28 protein-coding genes and 1 pseudogene are annotated in these 25,635 nt (G+C 71.8%); 15 read left to right on the top strand and 14 right to left on the bottom strand.

Going from position 1 to position 25,635, the window contains the following annotated elements; genetic code table 11:
* Positions 1-22 precede the first annotated feature (22 nt).
* Positions 23-925, bottom strand: a complete 903-nt coding sequence (locus ACTWP9_RS05025) for a helix-turn-helix domain-containing protein (protein ID WP_443244730.1) — start codon at positions 923-925, stop codon at positions 23-25.
* 272 nt (positions 926-1,197) lie between these two features.
* The gene (locus ACTWP9_RS05030) at positions 1,198-1,440 is read right to left on the bottom strand and encodes a DUF397 domain-containing protein (protein WP_433097567.1); all 243 of its coding nucleotides are present in this window, start codon (positions 1,438-1,440) and stop codon (positions 1,198-1,200) included.
* Positions 1,441-1,664: 224 nt separating this feature from the next.
* Here ACTWP9_RS05030 and ACTWP9_RS05035 point away from each other — a divergent pair, with 224 nt between their 5' ends.
* The gene (locus tag ACTWP9_RS05035; RefSeq protein WP_443244731.1) at positions 1,665-1,895 is read left to right on the top strand and encodes a hypothetical protein; all 231 of its coding nucleotides are present in this window, start codon (positions 1,665-1,667) and stop codon (positions 1,893-1,895) included.
* Here ACTWP9_RS05035 and ACTWP9_RS05040 read toward each other — a convergent pair.
* Both ACTWP9_RS05040 and ACTWP9_RS05045 read right to left on the bottom strand, forming a co-directional pair.
* Positions 1,842-4,010, bottom strand: coding sequence for a HelD family protein (locus ACTWP9_RS05040; protein ID WP_443244732.1), 2,169 nt, complete (start codon positions 4,008-4,010; stop codon positions 1,842-1,844). The two genes, ACTWP9_RS05035 and ACTWP9_RS05040, sit on opposite strands and share 54 nt — an antisense overlap.
* A gap of 44 nt (positions 4,011-4,054) precedes the next feature.
* Positions 4,055-4,720 carry a TetR/AcrR family transcriptional regulator gene (locus ACTWP9_RS05045; RefSeq protein ID WP_443244733.1) on the bottom strand — a complete coding sequence of 222 codons (666 nt, stop codon included), beginning with the start codon at positions 4,718-4,720 and terminating at the stop codon, positions 4,055-4,057.
* A 154-nt stretch (positions 4,721-4,874) separates the two neighbouring features.
* Between ACTWP9_RS05045 and ACTWP9_RS05050 the strand changes: the two genes are divergently transcribed.
* From ACTWP9_RS05050 to ACTWP9_RS05070, 5 genes are all read left to right on the top strand, one after another.
* Complete coding sequence (locus ACTWP9_RS05050) at positions 4,875-7,349, top strand: ATP-dependent Clp protease ATP-binding subunit (protein ID WP_443244734.1); 2,475 nt, start codon at positions 4,875-4,877, stop codon at positions 7,347-7,349.
* Positions 7,350-7,483: 134 nt separating this feature from the next.
* Positions 7,484-8,383: a universal stress protein gene (locus ACTWP9_RS05055; RefSeq protein ID WP_443244735.1), complete on the top strand. Its 900-nt coding sequence runs from the start codon at positions 7,484-7,486 to the stop codon at positions 8,381-8,383.
* A gap of 369 nt (positions 8,384-8,752) precedes the next feature.
* Complete coding sequence (locus tag ACTWP9_RS05060) at positions 8,753-10,303, top strand: purine-cytosine permease family protein (protein ID WP_443244736.1); 1,551 nt, start codon at positions 8,753-8,755, stop codon at positions 10,301-10,303.
* Between the two features lie 227 nt (positions 10,304-10,530).
* Complete coding sequence (locus ACTWP9_RS05065) at positions 10,531-11,316, top strand: aldo/keto reductase (protein WP_443244844.1); 786 nt, start codon at positions 10,531-10,533, stop codon at positions 11,314-11,316.
* 35 nt (positions 11,317-11,351) lie between these two features.
* A complete protein-coding gene (locus ACTWP9_RS05070) occupies positions 11,352-11,786 on the top strand; it encodes an HIT family protein (protein WP_443244737.1) in 435 nt (144 codons plus the stop codon).
* Positions 11,787-11,790: 4 nt separating this feature from the next.
* Here ACTWP9_RS05070 and ACTWP9_RS05075 read toward each other — a convergent pair whose 3' ends face one another.
* Positions 11,791-13,326 (bottom strand): ATP-dependent DNA ligase, encoded by a 1,536-nt coding sequence (locus tag ACTWP9_RS05075; RefSeq protein ID WP_443244738.1) that lies wholly within the window; start codon positions 13,324-13,326, stop codon positions 11,791-11,793.
* Positions 13,327-13,412: 86 nt separating this feature from the next.
* Here ACTWP9_RS05075 and ACTWP9_RS05080 point away from each other — a divergent pair, with 86 nt between their 5' ends.
* The gene (locus ACTWP9_RS05080) at positions 13,413-14,492 is read left to right on the top strand and encodes an ATP-dependent DNA ligase (RefSeq protein WP_443244739.1); all 1,080 of its coding nucleotides are present in this window, start codon (positions 13,413-13,415) and stop codon (positions 14,490-14,492) included.
* Positions 14,493-14,642: 150 nt separating this feature from the next.
* On the opposite strand, the gene trxA is transcribed toward ACTWP9_RS05080, so the two are convergent.
* Positions 14,643-15,038, bottom strand: a complete 396-nt coding sequence (gene trxA / locus ACTWP9_RS05085) for a thioredoxin (protein ID WP_443244740.1) — start codon at positions 15,036-15,038, stop codon at positions 14,643-14,645.
* Positions 15,039-15,224: 186 nt separating this feature from the next.
* On the opposite strand from trxA, the gene ACTWP9_RS05090 reads away from it, so the two are divergent.
* On the top strand, positions 15,225-16,061 hold the full coding sequence (locus ACTWP9_RS05090; RefSeq protein ID WP_443244741.1) for an endonuclease/exonuclease/phosphatase family protein: 837 nt from the start codon (positions 15,225-15,227) through the stop codon (positions 16,059-16,061).
* A gap of 35 nt (positions 16,062-16,096) precedes the next feature.
* Here ACTWP9_RS05090 and ACTWP9_RS05095 read toward each other — a convergent pair whose 3' ends face one another.
* Both ACTWP9_RS05095 and ACTWP9_RS05100 read right to left on the bottom strand, forming a co-directional pair.
* Positions 16,097-16,615 (bottom strand): AAA family ATPase, encoded by a 519-nt coding sequence (locus tag ACTWP9_RS05095; RefSeq protein WP_443244742.1) that lies wholly within the window; start codon positions 16,613-16,615, stop codon positions 16,097-16,099.
* 69 nt (positions 16,616-16,684) lie between these two features.
* Positions 16,685-16,959 (bottom strand): annotated as a pseudogene (locus ACTWP9_RS05100) (SDR family NAD(P)-dependent oxidoreductase); the annotation flags it as partial.
* Positions 16,960-17,283: 324 nt separating this feature from the next.
* On the opposite strand from ACTWP9_RS05100, the gene egtA reads away from it, so the two are divergent.
* The 5 genes from egtA to ACTWP9_RS05125 are packed head-to-tail and all read left to right on the top strand — an operon-like array spanning position 17,284 to position 22,172.
* Entirely contained in the window at positions 17,284-18,759 is a 1,476-nt protein-coding gene (gene egtA / locus ACTWP9_RS05105; protein WP_443244743.1) for an ergothioneine biosynthesis glutamate--cysteine ligase EgtA, read from the top strand.
* Entirely contained in the window at positions 18,743-20,077 is a 1,335-nt protein-coding gene (gene egtB, locus ACTWP9_RS05110) for an ergothioneine biosynthesis protein EgtB (RefSeq protein ID WP_443244744.1), read from the top strand. The genes egtA and egtB overlap by 17 nt, the downstream gene beginning before the upstream one ends.
* Before the next feature lie 40 nt (positions 20,078-20,117).
* The gene (gene egtC, locus ACTWP9_RS05115) at positions 20,118-20,873 is read left to right on the top strand and encodes an ergothioneine biosynthesis protein EgtC (RefSeq protein ID WP_443244745.1); all 756 of its coding nucleotides are present in this window, start codon (positions 20,118-20,120) and stop codon (positions 20,871-20,873) included.
* The gene (gene egtD / locus ACTWP9_RS05120) at positions 20,870-21,853 is read left to right on the top strand and encodes an L-histidine N(alpha)-methyltransferase (protein WP_443244746.1); all 984 of its coding nucleotides are present in this window, start codon (positions 20,870-20,872) and stop codon (positions 21,851-21,853) included. The genes egtC and egtD overlap by 4 nt, the downstream gene beginning before the upstream one ends.
* A 25-nt stretch (positions 21,854-21,878) precedes the next feature.
* On the top strand, positions 21,879-22,172 hold the full coding sequence (locus tag ACTWP9_RS05125; RefSeq protein WP_443244747.1) for a hypothetical protein: 294 nt from the start codon (positions 21,879-21,881) through the stop codon (positions 22,170-22,172).
* Positions 22,173-22,194: 22 nt separating this feature from the next.
* Here ACTWP9_RS05125 and ACTWP9_RS05130 read toward each other — a convergent pair whose 3' ends face one another.
* The 5 genes from ACTWP9_RS05130 to rpmG form a co-directional block, all read right to left on the bottom strand.
* Complete coding sequence (locus tag ACTWP9_RS05130; RefSeq protein ID WP_443244748.1) at positions 22,195-22,587, bottom strand: DUF2267 domain-containing protein; 393 nt, start codon at positions 22,585-22,587, stop codon at positions 22,195-22,197.
* A 192-nt stretch (positions 22,588-22,779) separates the two neighbouring features.
* Positions 22,780-23,016: a 30S ribosomal protein S18 gene (gene rpsR, locus ACTWP9_RS05135; RefSeq protein ID WP_443244749.1), complete on the bottom strand. Its 237-nt coding sequence runs from the start codon at positions 23,014-23,016 to the stop codon at positions 22,780-22,782.
* Between the two features lie 41 nt (positions 23,017-23,057).
* On the bottom strand, positions 23,058-24,164 hold the full coding sequence (locus ACTWP9_RS05140) for a CobW family GTP-binding protein (protein ID WP_443244845.1): 1,107 nt from the start codon (positions 24,162-24,164) through the stop codon (positions 23,058-23,060).
* 44 nt (positions 24,165-24,208) lie between these two features.
* The gene (locus tag ACTWP9_RS05145; protein ID WP_443244750.1) at positions 24,209-24,484 is read right to left on the bottom strand and encodes a type B 50S ribosomal protein L31; all 276 of its coding nucleotides are present in this window, start codon (positions 24,482-24,484) and stop codon (positions 24,209-24,211) included.
* 32 nt (positions 24,485-24,516) lie between these two features.
* Entirely contained in the window at positions 24,517-24,681 is a 165-nt protein-coding gene (gene rpmG / locus ACTWP9_RS05150; RefSeq protein WP_099885384.1) for a 50S ribosomal protein L33, read from the bottom strand.
* Between the two features lie 65 nt (positions 24,682-24,746).
* Here rpmG and rpmB point away from each other — a divergent pair, with 65 nt between their 5' ends.
* Positions 24,747-24,983 (top strand): 50S ribosomal protein L28, encoded by a 237-nt coding sequence (gene rpmB / locus ACTWP9_RS05155; protein WP_433097505.1) that lies wholly within the window; start codon positions 24,747-24,749, stop codon positions 24,981-24,983.
* The gene (gene rpsN / locus ACTWP9_RS05160) at positions 24,983-25,288 is read left to right on the top strand and encodes a 30S ribosomal protein S14 (RefSeq protein ID WP_443244751.1); all 306 of its coding nucleotides are present in this window, start codon (positions 24,983-24,985) and stop codon (positions 25,286-25,288) included. The genes rpmB and rpsN overlap by 1 nt, the downstream gene beginning before the upstream one ends.
* Positions 25,289-25,414: 126 nt before the next feature.
* On the opposite strand, the gene ACTWP9_RS05165 is transcribed toward rpsN, so the two are convergent.
* Positions 25,415-25,630: a hypothetical protein gene (locus tag ACTWP9_RS05165; RefSeq protein WP_443244752.1), complete on the bottom strand. Its 216-nt coding sequence runs from the start codon at positions 25,628-25,630 to the stop codon at positions 25,415-25,417.
* Positions 25,631-25,635 lie beyond the last annotated feature (5 nt).

The following is a 25,635-nucleotide window of genomic DNA, read 5'->3' on the forward strand; positions in this document are numbered from 1 at the left end:
CGCCCGCTCGGTACCAGTACGTTCAGTACTCGGCCAGCAACTTCTCCAGGAACGCGGCCGTTCCGGAGGGTGGCTCGGCCATTGCGCACAGCCGGTCCATGACCACGAGATAGCCCTCGACCTCGTCGCGCTTCTCCAAGTAGAGGGAAGAGGTCAGCTGTTCGAGGTAGACGATGTCCGGGAGATCGGGCTCCAGAAAGCGGAGGATGGTGACCGGTCCGCCGGCCGCGGCGAGTCCGCCCATGCTGAACGGGGCGATCTGCAGCGTGATGTTCGGCTGTTGGGTGGCCTCGATGAGCCGTTCCAGCTGAGCGCGCATCACCTGCCGTGAGCCCAGCGGGCGGCGCAGCGCCGCCTCGTCCATCACGGCCCACAGGCGCGGCGAATGCGGCTTCTCCAGGATTGCCTGGCGCTCCATGCGCAGTTCGATACGGCGCTCGCTGCGCCGGCTGTCGTCCCGGGGGTGGCCGAGCCGGATGACCTCGCGGGCGTAGTCCCGGGTCTGCAGGAGGCCGGGCACGAACTGCACCTCGTAGGTGCGGATCATGGCGGCGGCCTCTTCCAGCCCGAGCAGCCGGTCGAACCACGGCGACATCACATCGCTGTACTTCTGCCACCAGCCCGGTGAGCCCGCCTGCCGGGCCAGCTCCAGATACTCCTCGCGCTCCTGCTGGTCCCACACCTCGTACAGCGTCAACAGATCGGCGACATCGCGCTCTTTGCAGCCGACGCGGCCCAGCTCCAGGCGGCTGATCTTGGCGTGTGAGCCGCGGATCGCCTCGCCCGCCGCCTCGCGGGAGATGCCCCGCTCCTCGCGCAGCCGGCGCAGTTGGGTGCCCAGGACGATGCGCAGAATCGTGGGCCCACCTCTGGGGTGGACCAGGATGCGTCCGGGCGACGCCTCGCGTCGCGGCTGTGCTCCCATCTCGCCCGCCTTGCTTCCCTGAGTGACTGTACGGATGCTCAGTGTCCCACTCCGCCGATCGAGCGTACAGCCATACCGGTTACGCGGCCGGTTTTCGAGGCCGGGTGGCGAGGATCTGAACCACCGCAGGTGAACCGGCTCGGCCGCACCGTGCGCAGGGATCTGGTGTACATGAACCGCCGCCACACGTCCGTGTCGTGCGGCGGCGGCGCCCGTGATGCTTGTTCAGTTGTGCCTCACGGCTGAGCCGTGGGCAACCGCCGTGGGGGCGGTCAGCTCTGGGCGTCCAGCAGGTCGTCGAAGTCGCCGTCCTTGGCGCCCTGGACGAACGCCGCGATCTCGGCCGGTGTGTAGACCAGGGCGGGGCCCGACGGGAAGCGGGAGTTGCGGACGGCGACTCCCTGGCCGGGAAGAGTGGCGACCTCGACACAGTTGCCGTTGGGGTTGCTGCGGCGGCTCTTGCGCCAGACCGCGCCTTCGATCTTCGTGGCCTCGATACCGTTCTCGATCTGCATGTACGTCTCTCCCTACGTCACTTGCTTCCCCCGTGAGCGGTTGCGACGTCTGGAAGCGTCTCACAGCCGAGCGTGATTGCAGATGTACTTGCAGATGTACTTGCAGAAGTAAGTACGGAACCGCCACAATGCCCGTCGTACTCCACCCGCGGCCCTTGAGCGCGACTCAACTGCACCAGCGGTCAACGGAGTTCACGATCTTCCGTCCGTCTACAGGAGTCCCAGTGACTACACCAGGCGCCGAACTCCCCGCCCCTGCGGACCTGGCGGACGACGGCCCCAGTTGCGACCACCCGCTCACCCGGCTGCTCCTGCTGCTGGAGATCGCCGATCGGCCGGACTGGCTCCGTGGTCTGACGGCGCCCGCCTGCACCTCTGCCCGTACCCCTGCCGGTGTCACCTCAGCCACGCAGGGCCTCCGGCAGCTCGGCCGCGTGCAGGATCTCCAGCCGTGACACCGCGCGGGTGAGCGCGACATAGAGGCGCTGGAGTCCGCGCGGACCGCTGTGCGCTATCTCGGCAGGCTCCACCAGTACGACGTGGTCGTACTCCAGGCCCTTGGCCAGCTCGGCGCCCACCACCGTGACCCGTGCCAACTCCCCGTCCCCGCCCGGCGTTCCGGCCGCGATCCCGGCGGTCTCCAGCGCCTCACGCACGGCCGCGACCCGCTCGCCGGCCGCGATCACCCCGACCGAGCCCTCCCGGCCGAGGGCGGCGGCGACCCGCTCCGCCACAGCCCCGGTCAGTGCAGCGCTGGGTACCCGCAGCGTCTCCAGTTTCCCGCCCGTACGCAGCGAGCGCGCGGGCGGTACCCGCACCGCCAGCGAATCCAGCAACCGGTTGGCAGCCGCCAGCAGTTCGGACGGTACCCGGAATCCGGTGGTCAACGGGGTGACGGCTGCCTCGGGGGCTCCGAGGTGTGCCAGCTGCTCCGGCCAGTCGCGGGCCGCCCAGGGCGTGGTGCCCTGCGCCAGATCGCCCAGCACGGTCAGCGAGCCGAAGCGGCAGCGGCGGGCCAGGACGCGGCACTGCATGGGGGAGAGGTCCTGCGCCTCGTCCACCACCACATGCCGGTAGCTCTCCTCGGGGTGGGCGATCAGTCCGGCCACCTCGTCCAGCAGCAGCACGTCTGCGTCCGACCAGCGTGCCGTACGCGGTGACCTGGGGCGGCGCCCCTGCCACAGCAGCATCCGCTGTTCGTCCTCGCTCAGCAGTCCGTCGGCAGCGCGGGCCAAGTCCCCCGCGTCGCCCAGCAGTCCGGCGACGACCTCTTCCGGTTTCACCCGCGGCCAGACGGAGTCGAGAAACCCGGTGAGCTCCTTCTTCCTGCCCATCCGGCGCAGCCACTCGCCGCCGGGCGGCCCCGCGCGGCGCTCGGCCTGGTTCCGCAGCAGCGCCACAGTACGCGCCCGCACCCGCTCCCTGCCGACCTCGTACGGCGGCTGCTGTGCCAAGGTCTCTTCGACGACGGCGCGCAGGTCGTCCTCGGCGAGCCGCCAGCGGTAGGAGCCGTCCGGCACCGCCACCGGCCCGTCCGGCAGCCGTACGCGTGCGTAGAGGGCCCGCCGCAGCACGGTTGCCATTCGTGCGCTGTGCTTGAGCTCCACCGCCTCCGGGCTGTCCTCGGCCCGCACCGGGTGGTCCGGCAGCAGGTCCCGCACCGTGCACTGGTGCACCCCCACCTCGCCCAGCGCGGGCAGTACGGCCGAAATGTAGCCGAGGAACGCCTGGTTGGGGCCGACGACAAGCATGCCGCCGCGCTCGATCCGGCGCGGATAGGTGTAGAGCAGATACGCGGCGCGGTGCAGTCCGACGGCGGTCTTCCCGGTGCCGGGCGCGCCCTGCACACAGAGCGAGTGGTCCGGGCCCGAGCGCACCAGGTCGTCCTGTTCGGGCTGGATGGTTGCGACGATGTCGCGCATCGGCCCCACCCGTGGGCGTTCGATCTCGACGGCGACGATGCGGGAGCTGAGAGCCGATCCGGCTGCTGCTGCATCGCCGCTTCCCGCCTCTTCCAGGGTTTCGTCCTCCAGTCCCGTCAGGTCCGCTGCGGTGCCCGTACCGCCCGGCGCCCAGCCGAACCGGCGCCGGGAGCGGACGCCCTGCGGTTCCAGGGCGGTGGCCTGGTAGAAGGCGCGCGCGACGGGGGCGCGCCAGTCCAGTACCAGCGGCGGGGCCGAGGGGTGTTCGCTGACCCGGCGGCGGCCGATGTAGTAGCGCTGGCCGCGGTGTTCGCCGGCCTCCTCGCCGTCGGCTCCCTCGTCGCTGAAGTCGAGCCGGCCGAAGAAGGGCGGCCCGTCCGGCTCCTCCCGCAACTCCTTGGCCTGGCTGCGCAGATAGCGGCCCAGCGCCTCCGCACCGGCTCCGTCGCCCGCGACACCCTCGCCCGCCGCCTCGCCGGAGTGCTGCCTGGTCAGTACCCCGGCACCCTCCAGCACCCGGTGCTGTGCTGCGGCGTTCGTACGGTCCAGCGTGGCGCGGCAGCGGTCGGTGTAGGCGCGTTCTGCGGCCAGTTCGGCGTGGAGGGCTTCCTCCTCGGCGGTGTGCTCCGCGGTGTGCTCCCCCGGCATGGGGCGGTGCTCCCTTCTCTTCTACGGGCCGTGATCGGTTCGGGTCAGGCGAACGGCGTCAGCCCGGTGCGCAGCAGCGCGAAGGCGTGCCGGGCGTCCTCGGAGGCCGACTCGAAGACACTGTCGGCACTCGCACCCTGCGAGATGCGGCGCCAGTTCGCCATCGCGAGCACCCGCTGGGTGGTCACGATCTGTCCGGCGGCCAGCTGTGCCGTCAGCGCGGATGCGTCCTGGTCCGCGGATGCGTCCTTGTCCGTTGCCGTCTCCTCGGCCAGCCGGGCCGCCAGGGCTTGTTCGGAGCGTGCGGTGTAGGAGTGCAGCCGGGCGACCAGGCTCGGGGTGCCGTACAGCAGCCGGTGGAAAGCGAGCACTTCCGGTGCGTCGCACAGTCCGGTGACCGGATCGCGGGCCTGCAGCCCGGCCAGGAAGTGGTCCTCCAGCGCGGTGAGGGGCCGCACCCCCTCGCCCCGTCCGGCGACCACACGAGCGGCCTCGTCCTCGTGGTCGGCGAAGCGGTAGAGGGCCATGTCCTCCTTGGCGGGGAAGTAGCGGAAGAGGGTCGGTTTCGAGACCTCGGCGGCCTCGGCGATCTCGGAGACGGAGACGGCGTCGAAACCCTTCTCCAGGAAGAGGGCGACGGCCGCGTCGGAGATCGCCCGGTAGGTGCGCTGCCGCTTGCGCTCGCGCAGCCCGGCGGGGTGTTCGGTCATACGGCGACCGTATCAGAGAAAATGTAACTCGGTTAAATTAGTTCCTCGGTTTTCATTGAGCTCCGTCCCTTTTGCGGGCCCCGGGCGCTGCTGCTGTAGTGGAGCGGAGCGAACCCCGTCAGGGACACCGGTCCGCGGCAGCGGAGGCATACCCATGACCATGTCGCCCTTCGGCGCCCCCGGCGGTGCCGACCCGTTCTCCGACCTGCTCGACAGCTTCTTCGGGACCTCGCCACCCTCCGAACCGCCCACGACCGGGCCGGTGCCGAGCGGGCGGCTGCTCACCGACTCCGCCCGCGAACTGCTCGTGAGGGCCTCGTCCCGCGCCCGCCAGGACGGCAGCGCCGAACTGGACACCGAGCACCTGCTGTGGGCCGCCACCCGGACCCACCCCTCCCGCGGGCTCCTCAGCCGCGCCGGGATCGACCCGGACCAGCTCGCCGAGGCCGTGGCGGCGGCGCTCCCCGGCGAGAGCGGCACCCCCTCCGCCGAGCCGGGACTCACCCCCGCGGCCAAGCGCGCACTGCTCGCCGCGTACGGGTACTCCAGAGCTGCCGGGGTCTCCCACAGTGGGCCCGAGCACCTGCTGCGCGCACTGCTGGACGACCCGGACTCGGGCGCCGGCCGGCTGCTGGAGAGCCAGGGCGGCGACCTTCGCCGGCTGGGCAGGGACGCGGAGGCCGCGGGGCGCCGGGAGGGCGGTACGGTGCCGTTCCGGATCCGGAGCGGCACCCCCACGCTGGACGCCTACGGCCGGGATCTGACCCAGGAGGCCCGCACGGGCGGGCCCGACGTGGTGGTCGGACGCGCCGACGAGGTGGACCAGGCCCTGGAGATCCTCTCCCGGCGCACCAAGAACAACCCCGTACTGCTCGGTGAGCCGGACGTGGGCAAGACCGCCGTCGTCGAGGGCGTCGCACAGCGCATCGCCGCGGACGACGTCCCCGTCGGCCTCGTCGGTGCACGGGTCGTCGAGCTCGATCTGCCCGGGCTGGTGGCCGGATCCGGGGACCGGGGCGAGTTCGAGGAGCGGCTGCGGAAGGTCGTCGACGAGGCCCAGGAGGAGTCCGCGTCGGTCATCCTCTTCGTCGACGAGCCGCACACCGTCCTCGGCGCCGGCTTCGGCGGCGAGGGAGCCATGGACGTCGGCAACGTCCTCGAACCGGCCCTGGCCCGCGGCCAGCTGCAGGTCGTCGGCGCGGCGACGCTGGGTGAGTACCGCCAGAACCTGGAGCGGGACGCGGCGCTGGAGCAGCGCTTCGAGCCGGTCCTGGTCGCCGAGCCGGGCATCGAGGAGACCGTGCAGATCCTCGACGGACTGCGGGGCTCCTACGAGGCGCACCACCAGGTGCGCTTCACCCGTGAGGCGCTGCGGGCCGCCGCCGAACTGTCCGACAGCTACCTCATCGACCGGTTGCTGCCTGACAAGGCCGTCGACCTGGTGGACACCGCAGGAGCGCAAGTGCGGCTGCGCTCGCTGGGTCGTTCCGTGGACGTGATCAGCAGAGAGGACAGGCTGGTCAAGCTCCGCCGCGAGCAGGAAGAGGCGGTTGCCGACGAGGACTTCGACCGGGCCGCCGAACGCGAGCGGCGGATCGCCCAGGCCGAGGCAGAACTGGCGGGGGTCGAGGAGCGCCGCGAGGGCGTGCTGACCGTCGAAGTCGACGACATCGCCGACGTCCTCTCCCGGCACACCGGTCTTCCCGCCTCCCCGCTGGCCGAGAGCGAGAAGGAGCGGCTGCTCAAGCTGGAGGACACACTGCGCTCCCGCGTCGTCGGCCAGCAGGAGGCGGTCACCGCCGTCGCCGAGGCCGTACGCCGCAACCGCTCCCGCCTGGCCGATCCGCACCGGCCCGCCGGCTCCTTCCTGTTCCTCGGCCCCACCGGAGTGAGCAGGAACGAACTGGCCAAGGTGCTGGCCGAGTTGCTCTTCGGCTCCGAGGAGCGGCTGATCCGTATCGACATGGGCGAGTTCCGGGAACGGCCCACCCTTTCCCGCCTCATCGAGCGGGTGCGGCGCCGCCCCTCCGGCGTCGTGCTGTTCGACGACGTGGACGAGGCGCACCCCGAGGTCTTCAGCACGTTGCAGCAGCTGCTGGACGGCGGGCGGCTCACCGATGCGCAGGGCCGCACCGCCGACTTCCGCAACGCGCTGGTCGTCATGACGAGCAGCGTCGGCTCCCCGCTGCTCCTTGCCCATCAGGGCGATGTGGACGGGATCCGGGGTCAGCTCCGAGAGCAGCTGCGCGCCCACTTCCCGCCCGAGTTCCTCGACCGTATCGACGACACGGTCGTCTTCCGGTCGCCCACCGAGGACAATATGGGACAGATCGTGGAGCTCCTGTTGGATGCGAGCGTGCGCCGGCTGCGGGCCCAGGAGATCGCCCTGGAGGTCACCGAGCCCGCCGAGCGGCTGCTGACCGACCACGGTTACCAGCCCGAGTCCGGTGCCGGAGCGCTGCGCAGGACCATCCGGACCGAGCTCGACAACCGGCTCGCCTCCTTCCTCCTCGGCGGCGAAGTGGCGCCGGGCGACAAGCTCGTGGCCGAGGTCGCGGACGACGCTCTCCAGCTCCGCGTCGAGAGAGGCGGTGGCCTTTCCGTCGCGACGGCACGAGGGCCGACCTGACCGCCCGCCGCCGCACCTTGGTGCCGTGCCTTCTTCTTGGGGAGAAGGTGCCCCGCGGGTAGGTACCCCGTGTGCCCCGAGCACACGGGGTACCCGCGCAGGGACGTGAGGACGACGCGAGAGGACGGACGGACATGTCGGAGACCAACGAGCCCCCCGCAGGAACGCCCGCATCCGCCCGTGTGGTGGTCGGCGTCGACGGTTCCCCGCACTCTCTCCGCGCGCTGGACCGGGCCACCGACGAGGCGAACCGTCGCGGCGCCGAGCTGGAGGTGCTGTGCGGCACGGTGCCGGCCCGGCGCAGTGTCGTCCCCGAGACGGACGCCGACCGGGAGCGGATGCGCCAGGCCACCCGGGAGGTGGCGGAGAACGGAGCCGAGCGGGCCCGGGAGCGCGTACCGGGGCTGACGGTGATCGCGACCGGGGCGAGCGAACCGGCGGCCGATGCACTGGTGCGTGCCAGCCGCACCGCGGACCTGACCGTCGTGGGCACCCGCGGTCACGGCGGCTTCCGGGGGCTGCTGCTCGGCTCGGTCAGCCTGCGGCTGGCCGCACACGCCGCAGGACCGTTGATGGTCGTACGCGGCGAGGTACCCGAGGCCGGTGCGACTCCCGGTGAGACGGTCGTGGGACTGAAGCGGGCCGGGGAGCTGGAGCCGGTCGAGTTCGCCTTCCGCTCGGCGCGGGATACCGGCTCGACGCTGTGGGTGGTGCACGCCTGGACCTATCCCATGCTGCCCGGCGTGTCGAAGCGGCTGTCGCCGAAGGAGCCGACGGAGGAGACCAGGAGCGCGGAGCGGCTCCTGGAGCAGACGGTCGCGCCGTTCCATGACCGCTACCCGGACGTTCAGGTGTCGGCCGAGCAGCACCAGGGCTCGGCGGCCGAGCAGCTGATCAAGCTGAGCGAAACCGCCGATCTGATCGTGTTGGGCGCACGCCGTGACCACCGGCGCCTCGGCCTCCAGGTGAGCCCCGTCGTGAACGCTGTCCTCCAGCACGCCAAATGCTCGGTGGCGCTGATACCCGTGCCCTGATCCGGCCCGCACCGGCGGAAAGCCGGATCAGGCCCCGGCGGAGCAGCTTGCCCTGGCGGGCCCGTGCCCCGGCGGGCCCGTGCCCCGGCGGAGCAGCTTGCCCTGGCGGAGCCGCCTGCCCTGGCGTGGCCCGTGGCCCGTGCCCCGTCGGATCCGCTTCCGGATCCGACGGGCCCGCACCCGGCCCCCTTGGACGATCACCCGACTTCGAGGGGGCCGATCGTGTGACTCTGTACGATAGGGGGCGTCTTGCAACGCGCGTAGAGTCCCCCCTCAGTCGCCTCCCGGCCTTCCGCCGCGGGGTGCCCCCAGGTCACGACCCTGCAATGACGCACGTCGCACCAGAGAACCACGCACGGAGCCTCACCCATGGCAGTCTCCCCCGGCGTTGCCAACGCCGACGGCGCCGCCCAGGCGCACTCCTCCGTCCCCACGTCCCCCTCCGCCACCCCGGAGACAGCCGTTGTCGACGAGACCGTCGAGAGCCGCGGCATCGAGCCCGTCCCTGACCACGAACGGCGCGGCCGGGTCCGCGAGCTGTTCCCCACCTGGGTGGCCGCCAACATCAGTGTGTTGCTGCTCACCATGGGCGCCGGGCTCGTCGTCTTCAACGGACTCAACTTCTGGCAGGTGCTGCTCGCCGCCGCCGTCGCCGGTGGCGTCTCCTTCGGGCTGGTCGGGCTGCTGTCCGTCTCCGGCAAGTGGGGCGGCGCACCCGGCGCGATGCTCTCGCGGGCCACCTTCGGGGTGCGGGGCAACTACTTCCCCGGCATGATCCTGTGGGTCGCGCGCTTCGGCTGGGAGACGATCAACGCCGTCACCGGCACCTATGCGGTCCTCACGGTGCTCCGGCTGCTCTTCGGCATCCGGAGCAACACTCCGCTCATCGTCGTCACGCTGCTGCTGTTCGTAGGCGTGACGTTCCTGGTCAGCGGCATGGGCCGGAAGGTCCTCAACTTCTGCAACACCTGGTCGACCTACTTCTTCGGGCTCTTCACCGTTCTCGTCCTCGGCTATCTGATCACCACCATGGACTGGGGCGAGGTGTTCTCCCGGCCCGCGGGCAGCACCGCCATGCTCATCGCGGGCATCGGCACCATCGCGGCCGGCGGTATCAGCTGGATCCCCACCGGGCCCGACTTCGCCCGCTATCTGCCGCACAGCGCCTCCGGAGGCAAGATCTTCGGCACCACCCTCTCCGGCGCGCTGCTGGTGCTGGTGCCGATGGTGCTGATGGGTGGCGTGATGGCGGTGAAGAACCCGGCGCTTGCCAAGACCGACGACCCGGTCTCCTTCCTCGGCGAGGCGCTGCCGATGTGGCTGGCCGTGCCGTACCTGGTCATCGCGGTGATCGGGATGCTGCTGATCAACAGCCTGTCGATGTACTCCGCAGGCTTCACGGCGCAGACCATGGGTGTGAAGCTGCCGCGTGCGTGGGCCGTCAGTGTCAACGCGGTCATCAGCCTGGTCGGCGGTCTGCTGCTGATGCTGGTCGCCAAGAGCTTCTACGGCTCGTTCATCTCCTTCCTCTCGCTGCTCGCGGTCTCCTTCTCCGCCTGGGTCGGCGTCTACGGGATCGACATGCTGCGGCGCCGCAACCGGGCCGTCCGCTACGACCCCGCCGGGCTGGTCGACACCTCGCGCAGCAGCCGCTACTGGTACGTCGGCGGCTACTGCTGGCAGGCCATGACGGCCTGGGGCGTCGCGCTGCTGCTCGGACTCGGCTTCACCAAGTGCGACTGGTTCACCGGCCCGCTGGTCTCCACCTGGATCGGCGAGAACGGCCTGGGCTGGGCGGCCACGGCCCTGCTGGCCGCACTGCTGTACGCGGTGCTGCCCGTGCCCCGCGAGAGGGAGACCGCCGCGCCGGTCCCCGGGGCCCGTGCGGGCGAGGCGACCGTGCAGACCCAGGAGGGCTGAACAGGCCGGGCAGGCCCGGAGGCCGTAGCGCCGGGACAGCACCACAACACACCACCGGGCTTGCGGGGACGAGAGACCCAGCAAGCCCGGTGGTCGTATGCGTGAATGGACCTCGGCAGACCGGATACCCCGGCTGACGGACGACGCCCGAAGGCCCCGAAGAGAGCTGAGGTCGCACAGTGAGCAGCGCACACGTCCCCTCCGTCCTGCTGAACAGCGGAACGGAGATGCCGCAGCTCGGATTCGGCGTGTACCAGGTGCCGGACGACGAGGCAGCGGCCACCGTCTCCGCCGCGCTGGAGGCCGGATACCGCAGCGTCGACACGGCGGCCCTCTACGGCAACGAGGGCGGCACCGGAAAGGCGCTGCGCGAGTCCGGCATCCCGCGCGAGGAACTGTTCGTCACCACCAAGCTCTGGAACACCGATCAGGGCCACGACACTGCACTGCGTGCCTTCGACGACTCGCTGGAGCGGCTCGGTCTCGACCACGTCGATCTCTACCTCATCCACTGGCCGGCGCCGGGCCGGGAGCTGTACGTGCAGACCTGGCGGGCGCTGGCCGAGATCCACGACAGCGGCCGTGCCGGGGCCGTCGGCGTCTCCAATTTCGAGTCGGAGCACCTCCAGCGGCTCTTCGACGAGACCGGCGTGGTGCCTGCCGTCAACCAGGTGGAGCTGCACCCCCGGCTCCAGCAGCCGGAGCTGCGGATCTTCGACGCGAAGCACGACATCGTCACCGAGGCGTGGTCCCCGCTGGGCCGCGGCAACGGCGTCCTGGACGACCCCGTCGTCCGCAAGGCCGCCGCCAAGCACGGCAAGACGCCTGCGCAGGTGGTGCTGCGCTGGCACATCCAGCTCGGCAACGTCGTCATCCCCAAGTCCGTCACCCCCTCCCGGATCAGGGAGAACATCGCCGTCTTCGACTTCGAGCTGGACGGCGAGGACCTGCGGGAGATCCAGCGCCTGGAGACCGGCACCCGCGTCGGCCCCGACCCGCGCACGCTGAACTGACGCCATGGGGACTGACGCCATGGGAGCTGACCGCCATGGGAGCTGACGCCGAGGCCCAGGACAGCGCGTGCGCCTTCTGCCGGATCGTCACAGGCACGGCACCCGCCCACCGCGTCCATGAGGACGGCGAGGTCGTCGCCTTCCTCGACCAGCGCCCCCTCTTCCCCGGCCACACCCTGGTCGTGCCCCGCAGCCATGTGGAGACGCTGACCGACCTGCCCGAGGAGTCCGTCGGTCCGTACTTCACCGCCGTACGCCGCGTCACGGGCGCCGTCGAGCGGGCGATGGAGGCGGACGGGTCGTTCGTCGCGGGCAACAACCGCGTCAGCCAGTCGGTACCGCATCTGCACATGCACGTGGTGCCGCGCAGGCGCAAGGACGGGCTGCGCGGCTTCTTCTGGCCCCGCAACCGCTATGCGGACGAGTCGGAGGCCCGCCAGGTGGCCGCCCGCATCCGCGCGGAGCTGTGACACCTCACGGCAGCAGCCCGGTTACCGTCTCCACCGTGTCGGCCTCTTCCGGGCGCTTGTCGTCCCGGTACCGCACCACCCGGGCGAACCGCAGGGTGACGCCCTCCGGATAGCGGGTGGAGCGCTGCACCCCGTCGAAGGCGATCTCCACCACCAGTTCGGGCGCCACCAGGACCCCCCAGGGCTTCTCCTGAACGGCCAGCTGACCCAGCCGCTCCGTCTGCCAGGCCAGCAGCGCGTCGGTCAGCCCCTTGAAGGTCTTGCCGAGCATCGCGAAGGTGCCGTCCGCGCGCCGCGCCCCCAGGTGCAGGTTCGACAGCTTGCCCGCGCGCCTCCCGTGCCCCCACTCCGCGCCGAGCACCACCAGGTCGAGGGTGTGCACCGGCTTGACCTTCAGCCACGAGGCCCCGCGGCGGCCGGCGGAGTACCCCGAGTCGAGCGCCTTGACCACCACACCCTCGTGCCCGCGGGCCAGCACTTCGTCCGCGAACTCCCGTACGGCGGTGCGGGTCCCCGGATCGGCCGGGTCGGGCACCGGCACCCGGCGCACCCGCAGCTCCTCGGGCAGCACCCGGGCCAGCGCGGCGTGCCGCTCGATCGACGGCTGGTCGAGCAGGTCCTGGCCGTCCAGATAGAGCACGTCGAAGAAGACCGGGTGCAGCGGCAGTTCGCTGCTGGCTCCCGCCACGTCGAGGCGGGAGGCGACACGCCCGGAGACCTCCTGGAACGGCCGGGGCCAGCCGTCCTCCTTGAGGGCGATCACCTCTCCGTCCAGCACCACCTGCGCAGCGTCGGCCCTGCGGGCGACCTCCGCGGCCTCCGGGAGCCGGTCGGTGATCTCGTCCAGGGTGCGGGTGTAGACCCGTACCTCGTCGCCGTCCTTGTGCACCTGCACCCGGATGCCGTCCAGCTTCTCCTCCACCGCGCACGGGCCCAGCTTGTCGAGCGCCTCGTCGACGTCCTTGGCGGTGTGCGCCAGCATCGGCAGCACTGGCCTGCCCACCTCCAGCCGGAACCGGGCCAGCGCGTCGGGGCCCTCGGCCAGCAGCGCCTGTGCGACAGTGCCGAGCGAACCGCCGAGCATCACCGCGCGCCGTACCTCGACCGGGTCGGCCGCCACGGCTGCGGCCAGCCCTTCGACGGCGAAGGCGTCCAGTGCGCCCTGCCGCAGTTCGCCTCCGATCAGCCGTACGAGGAAGCGCTGCTCGTCGCCGGTGGCCGCGGCCAGCAGCGCGTCGAGCTGCCGCTTGCGTTCGGCCTGTGCGCCCTTGCCGCCGATCTCGGCGATCCGGGAGAACGCCGTGTCCGTGCGGGTGATGGTCAGGGTGGGCTCTGCGGCGGGCGGCGGCAGCTCTTGCAGGCTGCGCCAGCCCACACCCGTACGGCGCTGCGGGAGGCGTCCGGCCAGGTAGGTGACGACAACGGGCACCTCGGAGGGCTCGGCCCGCCGGAACAGCTCGGCGAGCAGCGTGACCTTCTCGTTGCGGCCGGCGGCCTGCGCGATCCGAGCAGACGTCCGGGCGATGTCTGCCAGCAGCATGGCTTCATGGTCGCCCATCGAGGACGGCAGCGCTCACGGGTCCGCGCCACATGCGGGCCCCGTCCGTCCGGCGCAGAATCGAGGGTGTGGATCTCCCGGTGTTGCCGCCAGTGAAACCGATGCTCGCCAAGCCGGTTTCCGCCGTCCCGGAGGGCATGCAGTACGAGGCCAAGTGGGACGGCTTCCGCTGCCTGGTCTTCCGGGACGGCGACGAGGTGGAGCTGATCAGCCGGACCGGGAAATCCCTGGTCCGCTACTTCCCCGAGCTGGTCGACGGGCTCCAGGAGCGGATGCCGCAGCGCTGCGTACTGGACGGCGAGATCGTGCTGCCGCTGGGCGGCCGGCTGGACTTCGAGGCGCTCCAGCAGCGCATCCACCCGGCCACCTCCCGGGTGCGGCTGCTGGCCGAGCGGACGCCGGCCTCCTTCGTCGCCTTCGACCTGCTGGCCCTGGACGACGCCGACGTCATGGCGGCGCCGCTGGCCGAGCGGCGGCGGATGCTGGAGACGGCGCTCCAGCGGACCCGTCCTCCGCTGTATCTGGCGCCGGTGACCTATGACAGCGCGGTCGCCAGGGACTGGTTCGCGCAGTACGAGGGCGCCGGGCTCGACGGCGTGGTGGCCAAGCGCACCGACCTGCCGTACCGGCCGGGGGAGCGGGTGATGCTCAAGGTCAAGCACGAGCGCACGGCCGACTGCGTACTGGCCGGACTGCGCCCGCACAAGAGCGGTTCCGAGTCGCTCGGTTCCCTGCTGCTCGGCCTCTACGACGCCTCCGGAGCGCTCCAGTACGTGGGCGCCTCGTCCTCCTTCCCGGCCACCCGCAGGCGTGAGCTGATGCGTGAGCTGGCACCGCTGGGCATGGACCGCCCCGAGGAGCACCCATGGGCCCGCTGGGAGTCCGCCGGAGAAAGGGGAGCCGCGCACGAGGAGGGCCGGATGCCGGGTGCCCCGAGCAGATGGAGCGGCGGCAAGGACGCCTCCTGGGTGCCGCTGCGGCCCGAGCGGGTGTGCGAGGTGGCCTACGACCACATGGAGGGGCAGCGCTTCCGGCACACAGTGCTCTTCCGCCGCTGGCGCCCGGACCGCGAACCCGGCTCGTGCACCTATGAACAGCTGGAGCAGCCGGTGCGCTACGACCTGGAAGAGGCACTCGGCGGCCGGTGACGCGCCCTTCCCGCTCAGGTCGGCGGGCCCAGCGCTACGTGAGCGCGGCCGACGGTGCCGCAGTGCCCGCAGTCGGGGGTACTACGGCACCGCCGGACGGCCCTGGGGCAGCGTTGCGGCGGGAACGTGCGCGACGGCCACCCGCGCGCTTCAGGCGCCGGTGCCCTCCGGGCCGCCGTCGGCCTGGGCTGCCTGGGCCTCGGCGGCGCGCCGTACCTCGGCCATGTCCAGCTGCCGGGCCTGGCCGATCAGGTCCTCCAGCGTTGCCTCGGGCAGCGCGCCGGGCTGCGAGAACACCAGGGTGCGGTCCCGGATGATCGCGAGGGTCGGGATGGACTGCACCTCGAAGGCGGCCGCGAGCTCCTGCTGGGCTTCCGTGTCGACCTTGGCGAAGGTCAGGTCCGAGTGCCGCTCGGCCGCGGCCTCGTACACCGGCGCGAAGCTGCGGCACGGGCCGCACCAGGAGGCCCAGAAGTCGATCAGGACGAAGTCGTTGTCAGAGATCGTCTCCTCGAAGTTTTCTTTGGTCAGCTCGATCGTGCTCATGCTGTCTCCTGCCATGGGGGCATCAGGACGGGCCGCGCCCTGGCGCCGGAAAACAATCTTGTCCGGGTCCACATTCCCGGGACCGTTCCCGGCACAGCCATGGCAACACACCCGGGCCGGTGCCGGCGCAGCCGGGTACGCACCCGGCAGGTACCTCTCCGTCGGCCTGGTGAAGGAGTGAGCGACGTGGTCCTCGGGACGCGGGTGATGACGATGAACGTACTGGCCCCCCAGTACGCCGACGGCACCGCCCGGCGCGCGGTCCTGGCCCGGGAGCTCCGGCGGCTGCGCCCCGATGTGCTCGCACTCCAGGAGGTCACCCGCCAGGACGTGGCAGCCCTCGCCGAGGACGGCTGGTACACCGCCCCGCACCCGCGGTGGTCCGCCGACGGCGTGGGAGCCGTGCTGGCAGCGCGCAGCCCCTTCGGCCCCGTCGCGACGGACCCGCTCCAGGTCACCGGACGCACGGCGGACACCGAATGGTGCGGAGCCGTCGCCGCCGAGCTGCCGCTCCCCGAACCGCTCGGCACGCTCCTGGTGGTCCACCACAAGCCGAGCTGGCCCTACGACTATGAGCGTGAACGGGAGCTCCAGGCCCTCGCCGCCACCCGTCTCGCCGAGCAGGCCACCCGGCCCGGCGTACGCCACACCGTCCTGCTCGGAGATCTCGACGCCACGCCGGACGCCGCGAGCCTCCGGTTCCTGCGGGGACTGCAGTCGCTGGACGGCAGCGGGGTCTGCTTCCAGGACGCCTGGTCGGCCGTGCATCCCGGCGAGCCCGGGCCCACTTTCAGCCCCCGTAATCCCCTCGTACGGCAAGGTGACATGCCGACCGCGGTGGACCGCCGTATCGACCACATCCTGGTGCGCTGCGGCGCCCACGGGCCCACCCTCCGGGTCTCCTCCTGCGAGCGGGTCCTGGTGCAACCGGTGAACGGTGTGCAGGCGAGCGATCACTACGGACTGGTCGCCGATCTGACATTGCCGGACCACCCACCGGGCAGGTGGGCGGCGCAGCGCTGAACGGAACAGCGGTGAACGGAAGGGCTTCGCCGTCCTCATCGCCCCTCTCGTACGTCTTGCGCCTCTCGTACGTCGAAACCGCCGCGGCCGTCGAACCGCACCTCCAGCACGGCGTCGAACCCGTCCGCAAGGGACGGCCTGCGCAGCCGCTCGTGGGTGGCGCGTACGCCGACGTCCGGTACGCGGGCACGGCCTTCCCGTGCGGCGTTGCGGCGCAGCGAGGCGGCGAGGTCCGGCGGGAACCAGTACGCCGTCACCCGTGCGCCGTGGGCACGGGCGAGGGCCACCAGAGGGCGCCACTCGTGCGGTGAGGGGTTGGTGTTGTCGACCGCGACGGCTTGCCCGGCCGCCAGCGCTTCGTCGATCAGCCGCAGCTGACGCTGCTGCTTGTGCTTGGCGGAACGGGGGAACCGGTCCTTGCTCACCAGGATGTGACCGCCGTTGTCACCGCCCGAGAGGCGCTGCCGGTAGAAGGCGGATTTTCCGACAGCCTGTAGGCCGACCAGCACAATCAGCTCCGGGCCGGCACGCTCCGGCCGTGTCTGCTGCTCCACCACTCCCGTCGGGTGGCCCCCGCCCGTACGGCTAAACAGGCCCTGGGGGAGGCCGACCGGGAACGCGGCTCAGGCCAGGGCACCCCCGTCGACCCGCAGGACCGTGCCCGTCACAAAGGAGGAGCGGTCGCTCAGCAGCCAGGCGGCAGCTGGGCGATCTCTTCGGGGTCGGCCGTGCGCCCCAGCGGAGTGCCCGCTTTCATACGCTCGACGATGCCGGGGGAGCTCTCCTCCCAGGCGCGCACCATCTCGGTCAGGGTGCCGCCCGGCGCGATGGCGTTGACCCGGATGCCCTCCGGACCGTAGGTGACCCCAGCCGACTCCGTCAGGCTGTTGACCGCCCGAGGAGGCCCTGCGGCTGCTGTCGGTCATCGGCACCCAGCGCATGGACGTTCCGGGCTGAGCCCTTCCGGCACCGCGTGGACCCGCGAGGGCCTGCGGCGTACTCCACCGGGTCCTGACAGGACCCGGTGCCGGGCCCGACCCCTCTTGGCGTCCCCGTGGCCTGTGCCGCGGGCGATTGTGCTGCGGCCGGATTTGAGCGGTGGGGCAGCCGGTGAGGTGTTCTCCAGGGCAGGAATGGGGACCGGCTTTGGTGGAGCCGGGCAGCTCGCGTTCCGCGCCGAACGGCTCCGGAAGACCAACCGCTCGGCGAGGGGTGGCCGACGATGACCGGCAGAAGAAACCAGCACGCGATCGAACCGCTCAGCGAGGCGGCGGCGCTCGCATACGTACACGGCATCTGCTTCAAGACCGGGCCACCGCACCGCGTCGGGGTCGAACTCGAATGGCTGGTCCGTCCGCTGCCGCCCGCACATGGCGGTCTCGGCAAGCACACCGCACCGCACACCCCGCCCCCTCCGTCCCCGCCCCCCGAAGATCCGGCCCGGGTCCCCGCGCAGTCCGGCGTCCGGATCGGGGCGAGCAGCCTCCGCGCCGCCGCCACCGCGCTCCGCGGCGTACCGCTGAGCTCCGCGATCTCCCTGGAGCCCGGCGGACAGCTGGAGTTCAGCTCCCAGCCCGCCGCCTCGCTCGCCGCCTGCGTCCGGGCGGTCGCCACCGATCTCGCCGCCGCCCGCGAACATCTGCGCCGGCACGGCATCGCCCTCGTCGGCCACGGCCTCGATCCCCGCCCGCCCCTCCGGCTGCTGGAGGACCGGCGCTATCGCGCCATGGAGGCGTACTTCGACCGCACAGGGCCGGCAGGGCGCGCAATGATGTGCTCCTCCGCCTCCGTGCAGATCTGCCTCGACGCGGGCACCGCCGAGCCGGGACCGTTCGGCTACAGCCGCCGCTGGCTGCTGGCGCATCTGCTGGGCGCCGTCCTCACGGCGGCGTTCGCCAACTCGCCGACCACCGAGGGACCCTGGCCCGGATGGCGTTCGGCCCGGCAGGGCGTATGGGCCTCGCTCGACGGCTACCGCAACCTCGCGCCGCCCGGCAACGGCCGCAACCCACGGGAAGCTTGGGCGCGGTACGTGCTGGACGCGCCGTTGCTCTGCGTCCGTACCGCTCAGGGCCCATGGACGGTGCCCGGGGACGGGATGACGTTCCGGCAGTGGATCCGGCGGAGCACCCGCGCCGGGCCCGGCCGCCACCGGCTCCGGCCGCCCCGGCTGGACGATCTCGTCTACCACCTGACGACGCTCTTTCCGCCCGTGCGTCCCCGGGGACACCTGGAGCTGCGGATGATCGACGCACAGCCGGGCCCGGACGGCTGGATGGTGCCCCTCGCGGTGACCACGGCGCTCTTCGACGACGCAGAGGCGAGCGAGAGCGCCTACCGCGTCGTCAAGCCGCTGGCCGACCTCGCAGCCGAGGGACCGGCCCCCCGCAACGCCCTCTGGGAGCGCGCAGCCCGGGACGCGCTGACCGACCCCGAGCTGCACGCCGCAGCCCGCGACTGCTTCGACCTCGCCCGCCGGGCACTGCCCCGGCTGGGCGCGGGACGACAGGTGCGCGCTGCCGTCGAGGAGTTCACCGCACGCTACGTGGTGCCCGGCAGATGCCCGGCCGACGACCGGCTCGACGAGCCCGGGACCCCCCAAGGACAGCCCGAGACCGCCCAAGGGCGCCGCGAGACCACCCCCGGACAGCCCGAGACCACCCCGGACAGCAGGGAGAGCCATGGTGACCGCTGCTGAGGGGCGCGCCGCGCTGCGCGCCCACGCCTTCGATGCCCTCACCCGCGCCCGTACGCGCACGCTGGCGCTCTCCGACTGTGTGGAGGACGCCGAACTGACGGCGCAGCACTCGCCGTTGATGTCCCCACTGGTGTGGGACATGGCGCACATCGGCAACCAGGAGGAGCAGTGGCTGCTGCGTGCCGTGGGCGGTCAGGCGCCGCTGCGGCCGGAGATCGACTCGCTCTACGACGCCTTCGAACACCCCCGCGCCGAGCGCCCCTCGCTGCCGCTGCTGCCGCCCGACGAGGCCCGCGCCTACCTGGCGAAGGTCCGCGGGCACGTCTTCCGGATACTGGAGCACGCGGAACTGGCGGGGCACCCGCTGGTGGCGGAGGGGTTCGCGTTCGGCATGATCGCCCAGCACGAGCAGCAGCACGCCGAGACCATGCTCATCACCCACCAGTTGCGGCGCGGCCCGGCAGCGCTGACCGCGCCGCCGCCACCCGCAGCGCCGGCCGGGACGACGGTGCTCCCGCACGAAGTGCTCGTTCCCGCGGGCCCCTTCACCATGGGCACCGACGACGACCCATGGGCGCTGGACAACGAGCGGCCCGCCCACCGCCGGGAGGTGCCGGCCTTCTGCATCGACACCCTGCCGGTCAGCAACGGCGCCTACCTCCGCTTCATCGAGGACGGCTGCTACGCAGACCCACGCTGGTGGACTCCCGCGGGCTGGGACCATGTGCGGCGCACCGGGCTGCGGGCACCGCTGTTCTGGAAACGGGAGCAGGACGGCTGGTGGCACCGCCGCTTCGGAGTGCGCGAACCGGTACCGGAGGCGGCACCGGTGATGCATGTGAGCTGGTACGAGGCCGACGCCTACGCCCGATGGGCGGGCCGGCGGCTGCCCACCGAGGCCGAGTGGGAGAAGGCGGCCCGCCACGACCCGGACACCGGCCGCAGCCGCCGCTTCCCCTGGGGCGAGTCACCCCCCGGACCCGACCGCGCCAACCTGGGCCAGCGGCACCTGGGCCCCGCACCCGTGGGCGGCTACCCCGCCGGAGCCTCGGCGCTGGGCGTACGGCAGCTGATGGGAGAGGTGTGGGAGTGGACGTCCAGCGACTTCGCGCCCTACCCGGGCTTCACCGCCTTTCCCTACCGGGAGTACTCGGAAGTCTTCTTCGGCCCCTCCTACAAGGTGCTGCGGGGCGGCTGCTTCGGTACGGACCCGGTGGTCGCCCGCGCGACCTTCCGCAACTGGGACTACCCGGTGCGCCGGCAGATCTTCGCCGGGTTCCGCACCGCCCGCACCCCCCTTCCGGAGGAACTGGCGTGAGCGCCCGACGCGTTCAGGACCGAGCGCCGGGCGGCCGCTGATGTGCCGGCACCTGGGGCATCTGGGCCCCGCCCGCCCGCTGGGGGAGCTGCTGCTGGCGCCGCCGTACTCGCTGCACCGCCAGTCGTGGGCGCCGCGCCGTCAGGAACACGGCACCGTCAACGCCGACGGCTTCGGCGTGGGCTGGTACGCCGAAGGAGATCCGGTACCGGCGCGCTACCGCCGCGCCGGGCCGATCTGGGCGGACGGCTTCTTCCCCGACCTGTGCCGGGTCGTGAGCTCGTCCGCGCTGCTGGCCGCCGTACGGGACGCGACGACCGGCTGCGCGGCGGGTGAGTCGGCCGCCGCTCCCTACACCGCGGGACCGTGGCTCTTCAGCCACAACGGAGCCCTGGCCGGCTGGCCCGCCTCGGTCGCCCGGATCGCGGGCGAGCTGCCGCCGCAGGAGCTGCTGGGCCTGGAGGCCCGCTGCGACTCGGCGCTGGCCTGGGCGCTCGTCCTGCACCTGCTGCGGGCCGGTACCGGGCCCGGTGCGGCCCTCGCCGAGGCCGCCGCGCAACTGGCCGCCGCGGCGCCCGGATCCCGCCTCAACTTCCTGCTGACCGACGGCCGCACGCTGGCCGCCACCGCCTGCGGCGACACGCTCTGGTACCTGCTGGAGCCCGATTGCTCGCTCACCGTCGCCTCCGAACCGCACGACACGGACCCCGGCTGGCGACCGGTCCCCGACGCCCATCTGCTCACCGGCGACCCCGGCGGCATCGAACTGACCGCCCTGAAGGAGTCTCACGCGTGACCCCCAACTCCCGGTTCACCCTCACCCGCACCCTGCCCGCGAACGCCACCGCGGCCGCACTGGCCACCGACGTCACCCAAGGGCTGACCCGCTTCCCCAAGACACTGCCGCCCAAGTGGTTCTACGACGCACGCGGCAGCGAACTGTTCGAACAGATCACCACGCTCCCCGTCTACTACCCCACCCGCGCAGAAGCCTGGATACTCCAGCAGGCGGCAACCGGGATAGCCGGGATCACCGGCGCCCGCACGCTGGTCGAACTGGGCTCCGGCTCCTCGTACAAGACCCGGCTGCTGCTGGACGCACTCGGCACCCCGCTGACCTATGTGCCCGTCGACGTCAGCGAGTCCGCGCTGGCCGACGCCGGGCAGGCCCTGCTCGCCGACCATCCCGGGGTGACCGTGCACGCCTTGGTCGCAGACTTCCAGCACCGGCTGCCACTGCCCCGCTGCCCGGAGCCCAAGGTCATCGCCTTCCTCGGCGGCACCATCGGCAATCTGCTGCCCGCCGAGCGCGCCCGGTTCCTGGCCTCCCTGCGGACCCGCCTCGGCCCGCAGGACGCCCTGCTGCTGGGTACGGATCTGGTCAAGGACCCCGCCACCCTGGTCGCCGCGTACGACGATCCGGACGGCGTCACCGCCGCCTTCAACAAGAACGTCCTCCACGTTCTCAACCGCGAACTCGGCGCCGACTTCGACCCGGACGACTTCACCCACGTCGCCGTGTGGGACAGCGAGAACGAGTGGATCGAGATGCGGCTGCGGGCCCGGAGGGCGCTCGGCGTCAAGCTGCCCGCCGTCGATCTGAGCATCGACTTCCAGCCCGGTGAGGAGCTGCGCACCGAGGTCTCGGCGAAGTTCCGGCGACAGGGCGTACGCGCCGAGCTCGCCGCCGCCGGGATGCGGCTGCACCGCTGGTGGACCGACCCCGGGCACCGCTTCGCCCTCAGCCTCGCCCTCCCCGCTCCGGTCGCGTCGTGAGGGCCGCAGTGCGCATCCTGTGAGGGTGCGGTACGAACGGACCACCACCGTTGACGCGGAGACCGCGGACGCGGTGTTCGCGTACGTCGCCGGTCAGCTCGTGCAGCGGGATGTGCCGGTCGAGGTGGACCCGGACAGCCGCACCGCGATCTGGCGGTCCTCCGGGCCCGACGGCGACTGCGCCGGCCAGCTCTACGTCACCGACGCGCGGCCCCGCGGGGTGCGCGTCACGGTCACCGTCGAGACCGGCGCCGCTGCCGCTCCGCATGCCCGCGCCGAGATCGATAGCGCCCTCGCCACGCTCGCCGCCCGCCGGTAGTGGGCCGGTGTTCGACGCATGGTCACCGGCTCAGTTCGACTTTGCCGAACAGCGCAGCGTATCCGCTGGGCAGCTGGCTGAGCAGTTGGTTGAGCTCGCCGCCGGATACGGCGTCGGCGAGGGTGGACAGGACCGCGCTGGCGTCCCACTCCGCGGTGCGGGGCCGGGCGTGGGTGCGTTCGGCGACGTGGGCGCAGAACTGCTCCACGCCGTATGTCTCCGGCGGATCCTCGCCGGCCTCGGCCACGACCGGTCCCAGCGGGCCGGGCAGCTGGGCGGCCAGCTCCTCGGCCTTGACGGGGGTGATCCGGGAGGCGAGGACGCTCAGTACCGCCTTGGTGACCTCTTCGGCCTCCGCCCGGTTCTGGTACTCGCCGCGCTCGCGGACCTGGGCCAGGAACTCGTCGTACCTCATGGTCAGCTCCTTCGTGCCGCTGGACCAGTGCTCTCTCCCGTCACGCGGTACCCCCTGCCGCCGTATCTATGGCCCGATCGGCAGACCGGTGTACGGACAGCTGCGCTCACGCACGCTGCGTGCGCTCTCCGGGACGGCCGCCGCACCCAGCAGCCGGTGACGATGGGCAAGACGGCCGGTCAGCAGCAGCGATCAGCGGCTCGAGTAGGGGAGGAGGGCCATTTCGCGGGCGTTCTTGATGGCCCTGGCGAGTTGACGCTGCTGCTGAGAGGTGACGCGGGTGACGCGGCGGCTGCGGATCTTGCCGCGGTCGGAGATGAACTTCCGCAGCAGGTCGGTGTCCTTGTAGTCGATGTAGGTGATACCGGCCGCGTCCAGCGGATTGGGACGGGGGCGCTGCTGCTTGCGGTCGGGGCTGCGGCGGGGCATGAGACTTCCTTCGTGTTCGTGCGTGTTCGTGTTCGTGGACGTCAGGAGACGGGGTCGAGGAGGTCGTCGAAGGCGGCGGGGAAGCGCTTCCAGCCCTCGCGCCCCGCGGCGTACTCCGCGTCGGTCAGCAGACAGGTTTCCAGCAGCCGGGTGAGTCCCTCGCGGTCCAGTCCCGGTGAGGTGAAGACCAGGTGCTGGCAGCGGTCGCCGTGCCGGGGATGCCAGTCCAGCGCCGCGGCGGCCCGGCGCATCGGAGGCACCAGCTCCCATGCGGCGTCCGGCAGCGAGGCGAGCCACGGCCCCGCGGTCTCCACGCTCAGGGCGCCCCCGGCCGCGTCCCAGCCCAGCAGGGTGTCGGGCCGGTCCGCGAGCCAGAATCGGCCGCGGCTGCGCGCCGCCGCGCAGGTCAGATCCTCCAGCGCCTGGTAGAGCCGGCCCGGGTGGAAGGGCCGGTGGCCCCGCCAGACGAGAGTGGCCACGCCCGCCTCGTCCGCCTCCTGCGGCAGCAGCGCGCAGGACGGGTGCTGGGCGGCCGCGGCCGCCTCGATGTCGAAGCCCGCGAAGACGAGCCGGGCCAGCTCCGGCGAATCGACGGACACCTGCCGTGCCGTGGGGTGGAGTTGGCCGAGCAGTGCCCGGTCCTCGTCGTCCGCCTCGTGCTCGTCGACGAGCGCAAGCACTGGCGCGTACTCCAGCTGCCGGGCCAGGGTGTCCGCGATCGTGCGCTGATCGGTGGCCGCGGCGGCGAGCCCGGCCTCGGCCAGGTCGTCGCCGTTGGCGAGGCAGGGCAGCACCAGTGCCGGGTCGACCGCGGTGATCACGTTGGTCAGCCCGACGGTGTCCCCACCGTGCGCCGCGACGGATTCGGCCATGGCCTTGGGCTCGACGGAGTCCCACAGTTCCACGATCGCGAGCTGCGCGGTCCCGGCCAGCCGGAACAGCTCCGGCATCAGGTCTTCGCGCAGGGCACAGCAGGCGCAGTCGTTGACGAGCGGCGCCTCACCGCACGAGACGGTGCCCGAGGTGTCGCGCACGGTACGCGTCACGGTGCCGTCCGCAGCGGACGCCAGATCGTGGTGCAGCGCCACACTGCCCGGTACGGCGGCGAGGAGCCGGCCGACGACCCGGCGGCGTGCTTCGGCGTGCATGCCCGCGACGAGGACCACGGGCAGCTGCGGTCGCTCGTCGCTGGTCACCGGCCTGCTCCCGCCCGTCCGTCCTGTCCGTTGCGGCCGTAACGGCGCTCGAACCGCTCCACGCGGCCCGCGCTGTCCACGACGCGGGCCGTGCCCGTGTAGAAGGGGTGGCTCCGCGAGGAGATCTCCACGTCGATGACGGGGTAGGTGTTGCCGTCCTCCCACTGGATCGTCTGCTCGCCGGTGCGGGTGGAGCGGGTCAGGAAAGCGAAGTCGGCGCTCTTGTCGCGGAAGACGACAGGGCCGTACGCGGGGTGGATTCCGGGCTTCATGGGGTGCCTCTCCCTCGGATCGGTCGGCTGCGTCAGCGCTCTTCGCGGAAGTCGACGTGGCGGCGGGCGCGCGGGTCGTACTTGCGCAGGGTCAGCCGGTCGGGGTCGTTCCGCCGGTTCTTGCGGGTCACGTAGGTGTAGCCGGTGCCCGCGGTGGAGCGGAGCTTGACGAGGGGGCGTAGTTCGTTGCGAGCCATGACGGCCACTATATTGTTAATGGAAATCATTTCCAACTGAGCCAAGCGAGAGGTAGGTAACACCCGTGTCGGCCCACTGTCAGCTCACCGGAGCGCAACCGCGTTTCGGGAAGACCGTCTCCCACTCCCACCGGCGCACATCCCGCCGCTTCGACCCCAACGTGCAGCGCAAGCGCTACTGGCTGCCGAGCGAAGGCCGTTACGTACGGCTGACGTTGAGCACCAAGGGCATCAAGACCGTGGACGTGATCGGCGTCGAGCGGGCCGTGGCCCGCATCCGCGCCCGAGGAGGGCGGGTCTGATGGCGAAGAAGAGCAAGATCGCGAAGAACGAGCAGCGCCGGGCGACGGTGGAGCGCTACGCGGCCCGTCGGGCGGAACTCAAGGAGATCCTGCGCGCCCCCGCGTCGACGGACGCCGAACGGCGCGCGGCGCTGGCGGAGTTGCGGCGGCAGCCCCGCGACGCCAGCGCCACCCGGGTGCGCAATCGGGACAGTGTGGACGGCCGTCCCCGCGGCCATCTGCGCGCCTTCGGGCTCTCCCGCGTGCGCTTCCGTGAACAGGTGCACGCCGGCTATCTGCCGGGAGTCACCAAGTCCTCCTGGTGACGCGCTGCTGAAGAGGCAAGTGGCGTGGAGAGGCTCGTCCTTGGAGGTTCGGAGTGGCCTCTCCACGCCCGTCATGTGCGGCCGTCGGGTGTGCAGCCGACGTCCCGGATCAGAAGTGCGGTCGGCTCAGGAGAAGTTGGAGCCAAAGGGGCCGTTGATGCTGAACTGGGAGACGGAGTCGTTGATGATGTGGTCGTTGTCTGTGACGTGGATGTTTACCCCTTTATGGGGCTTGTGGTGATTTCCCTCTTCACTGGCCGAAGCCGAGGCGGCACCGGCGGCGGCGAGGCCGAGAGCGGCCAGGCCGACGGCGAGGGAGCGCGTGGGAAGGCGCGTGCGCATGAAAC

This window comes from Streptomyces sp. 3N207, assembly GCF_052246355.1.
GTDB lineage: Bacteria > Actinomycetota > Actinomycetes > Streptomycetales > Streptomycetaceae > Streptomyces.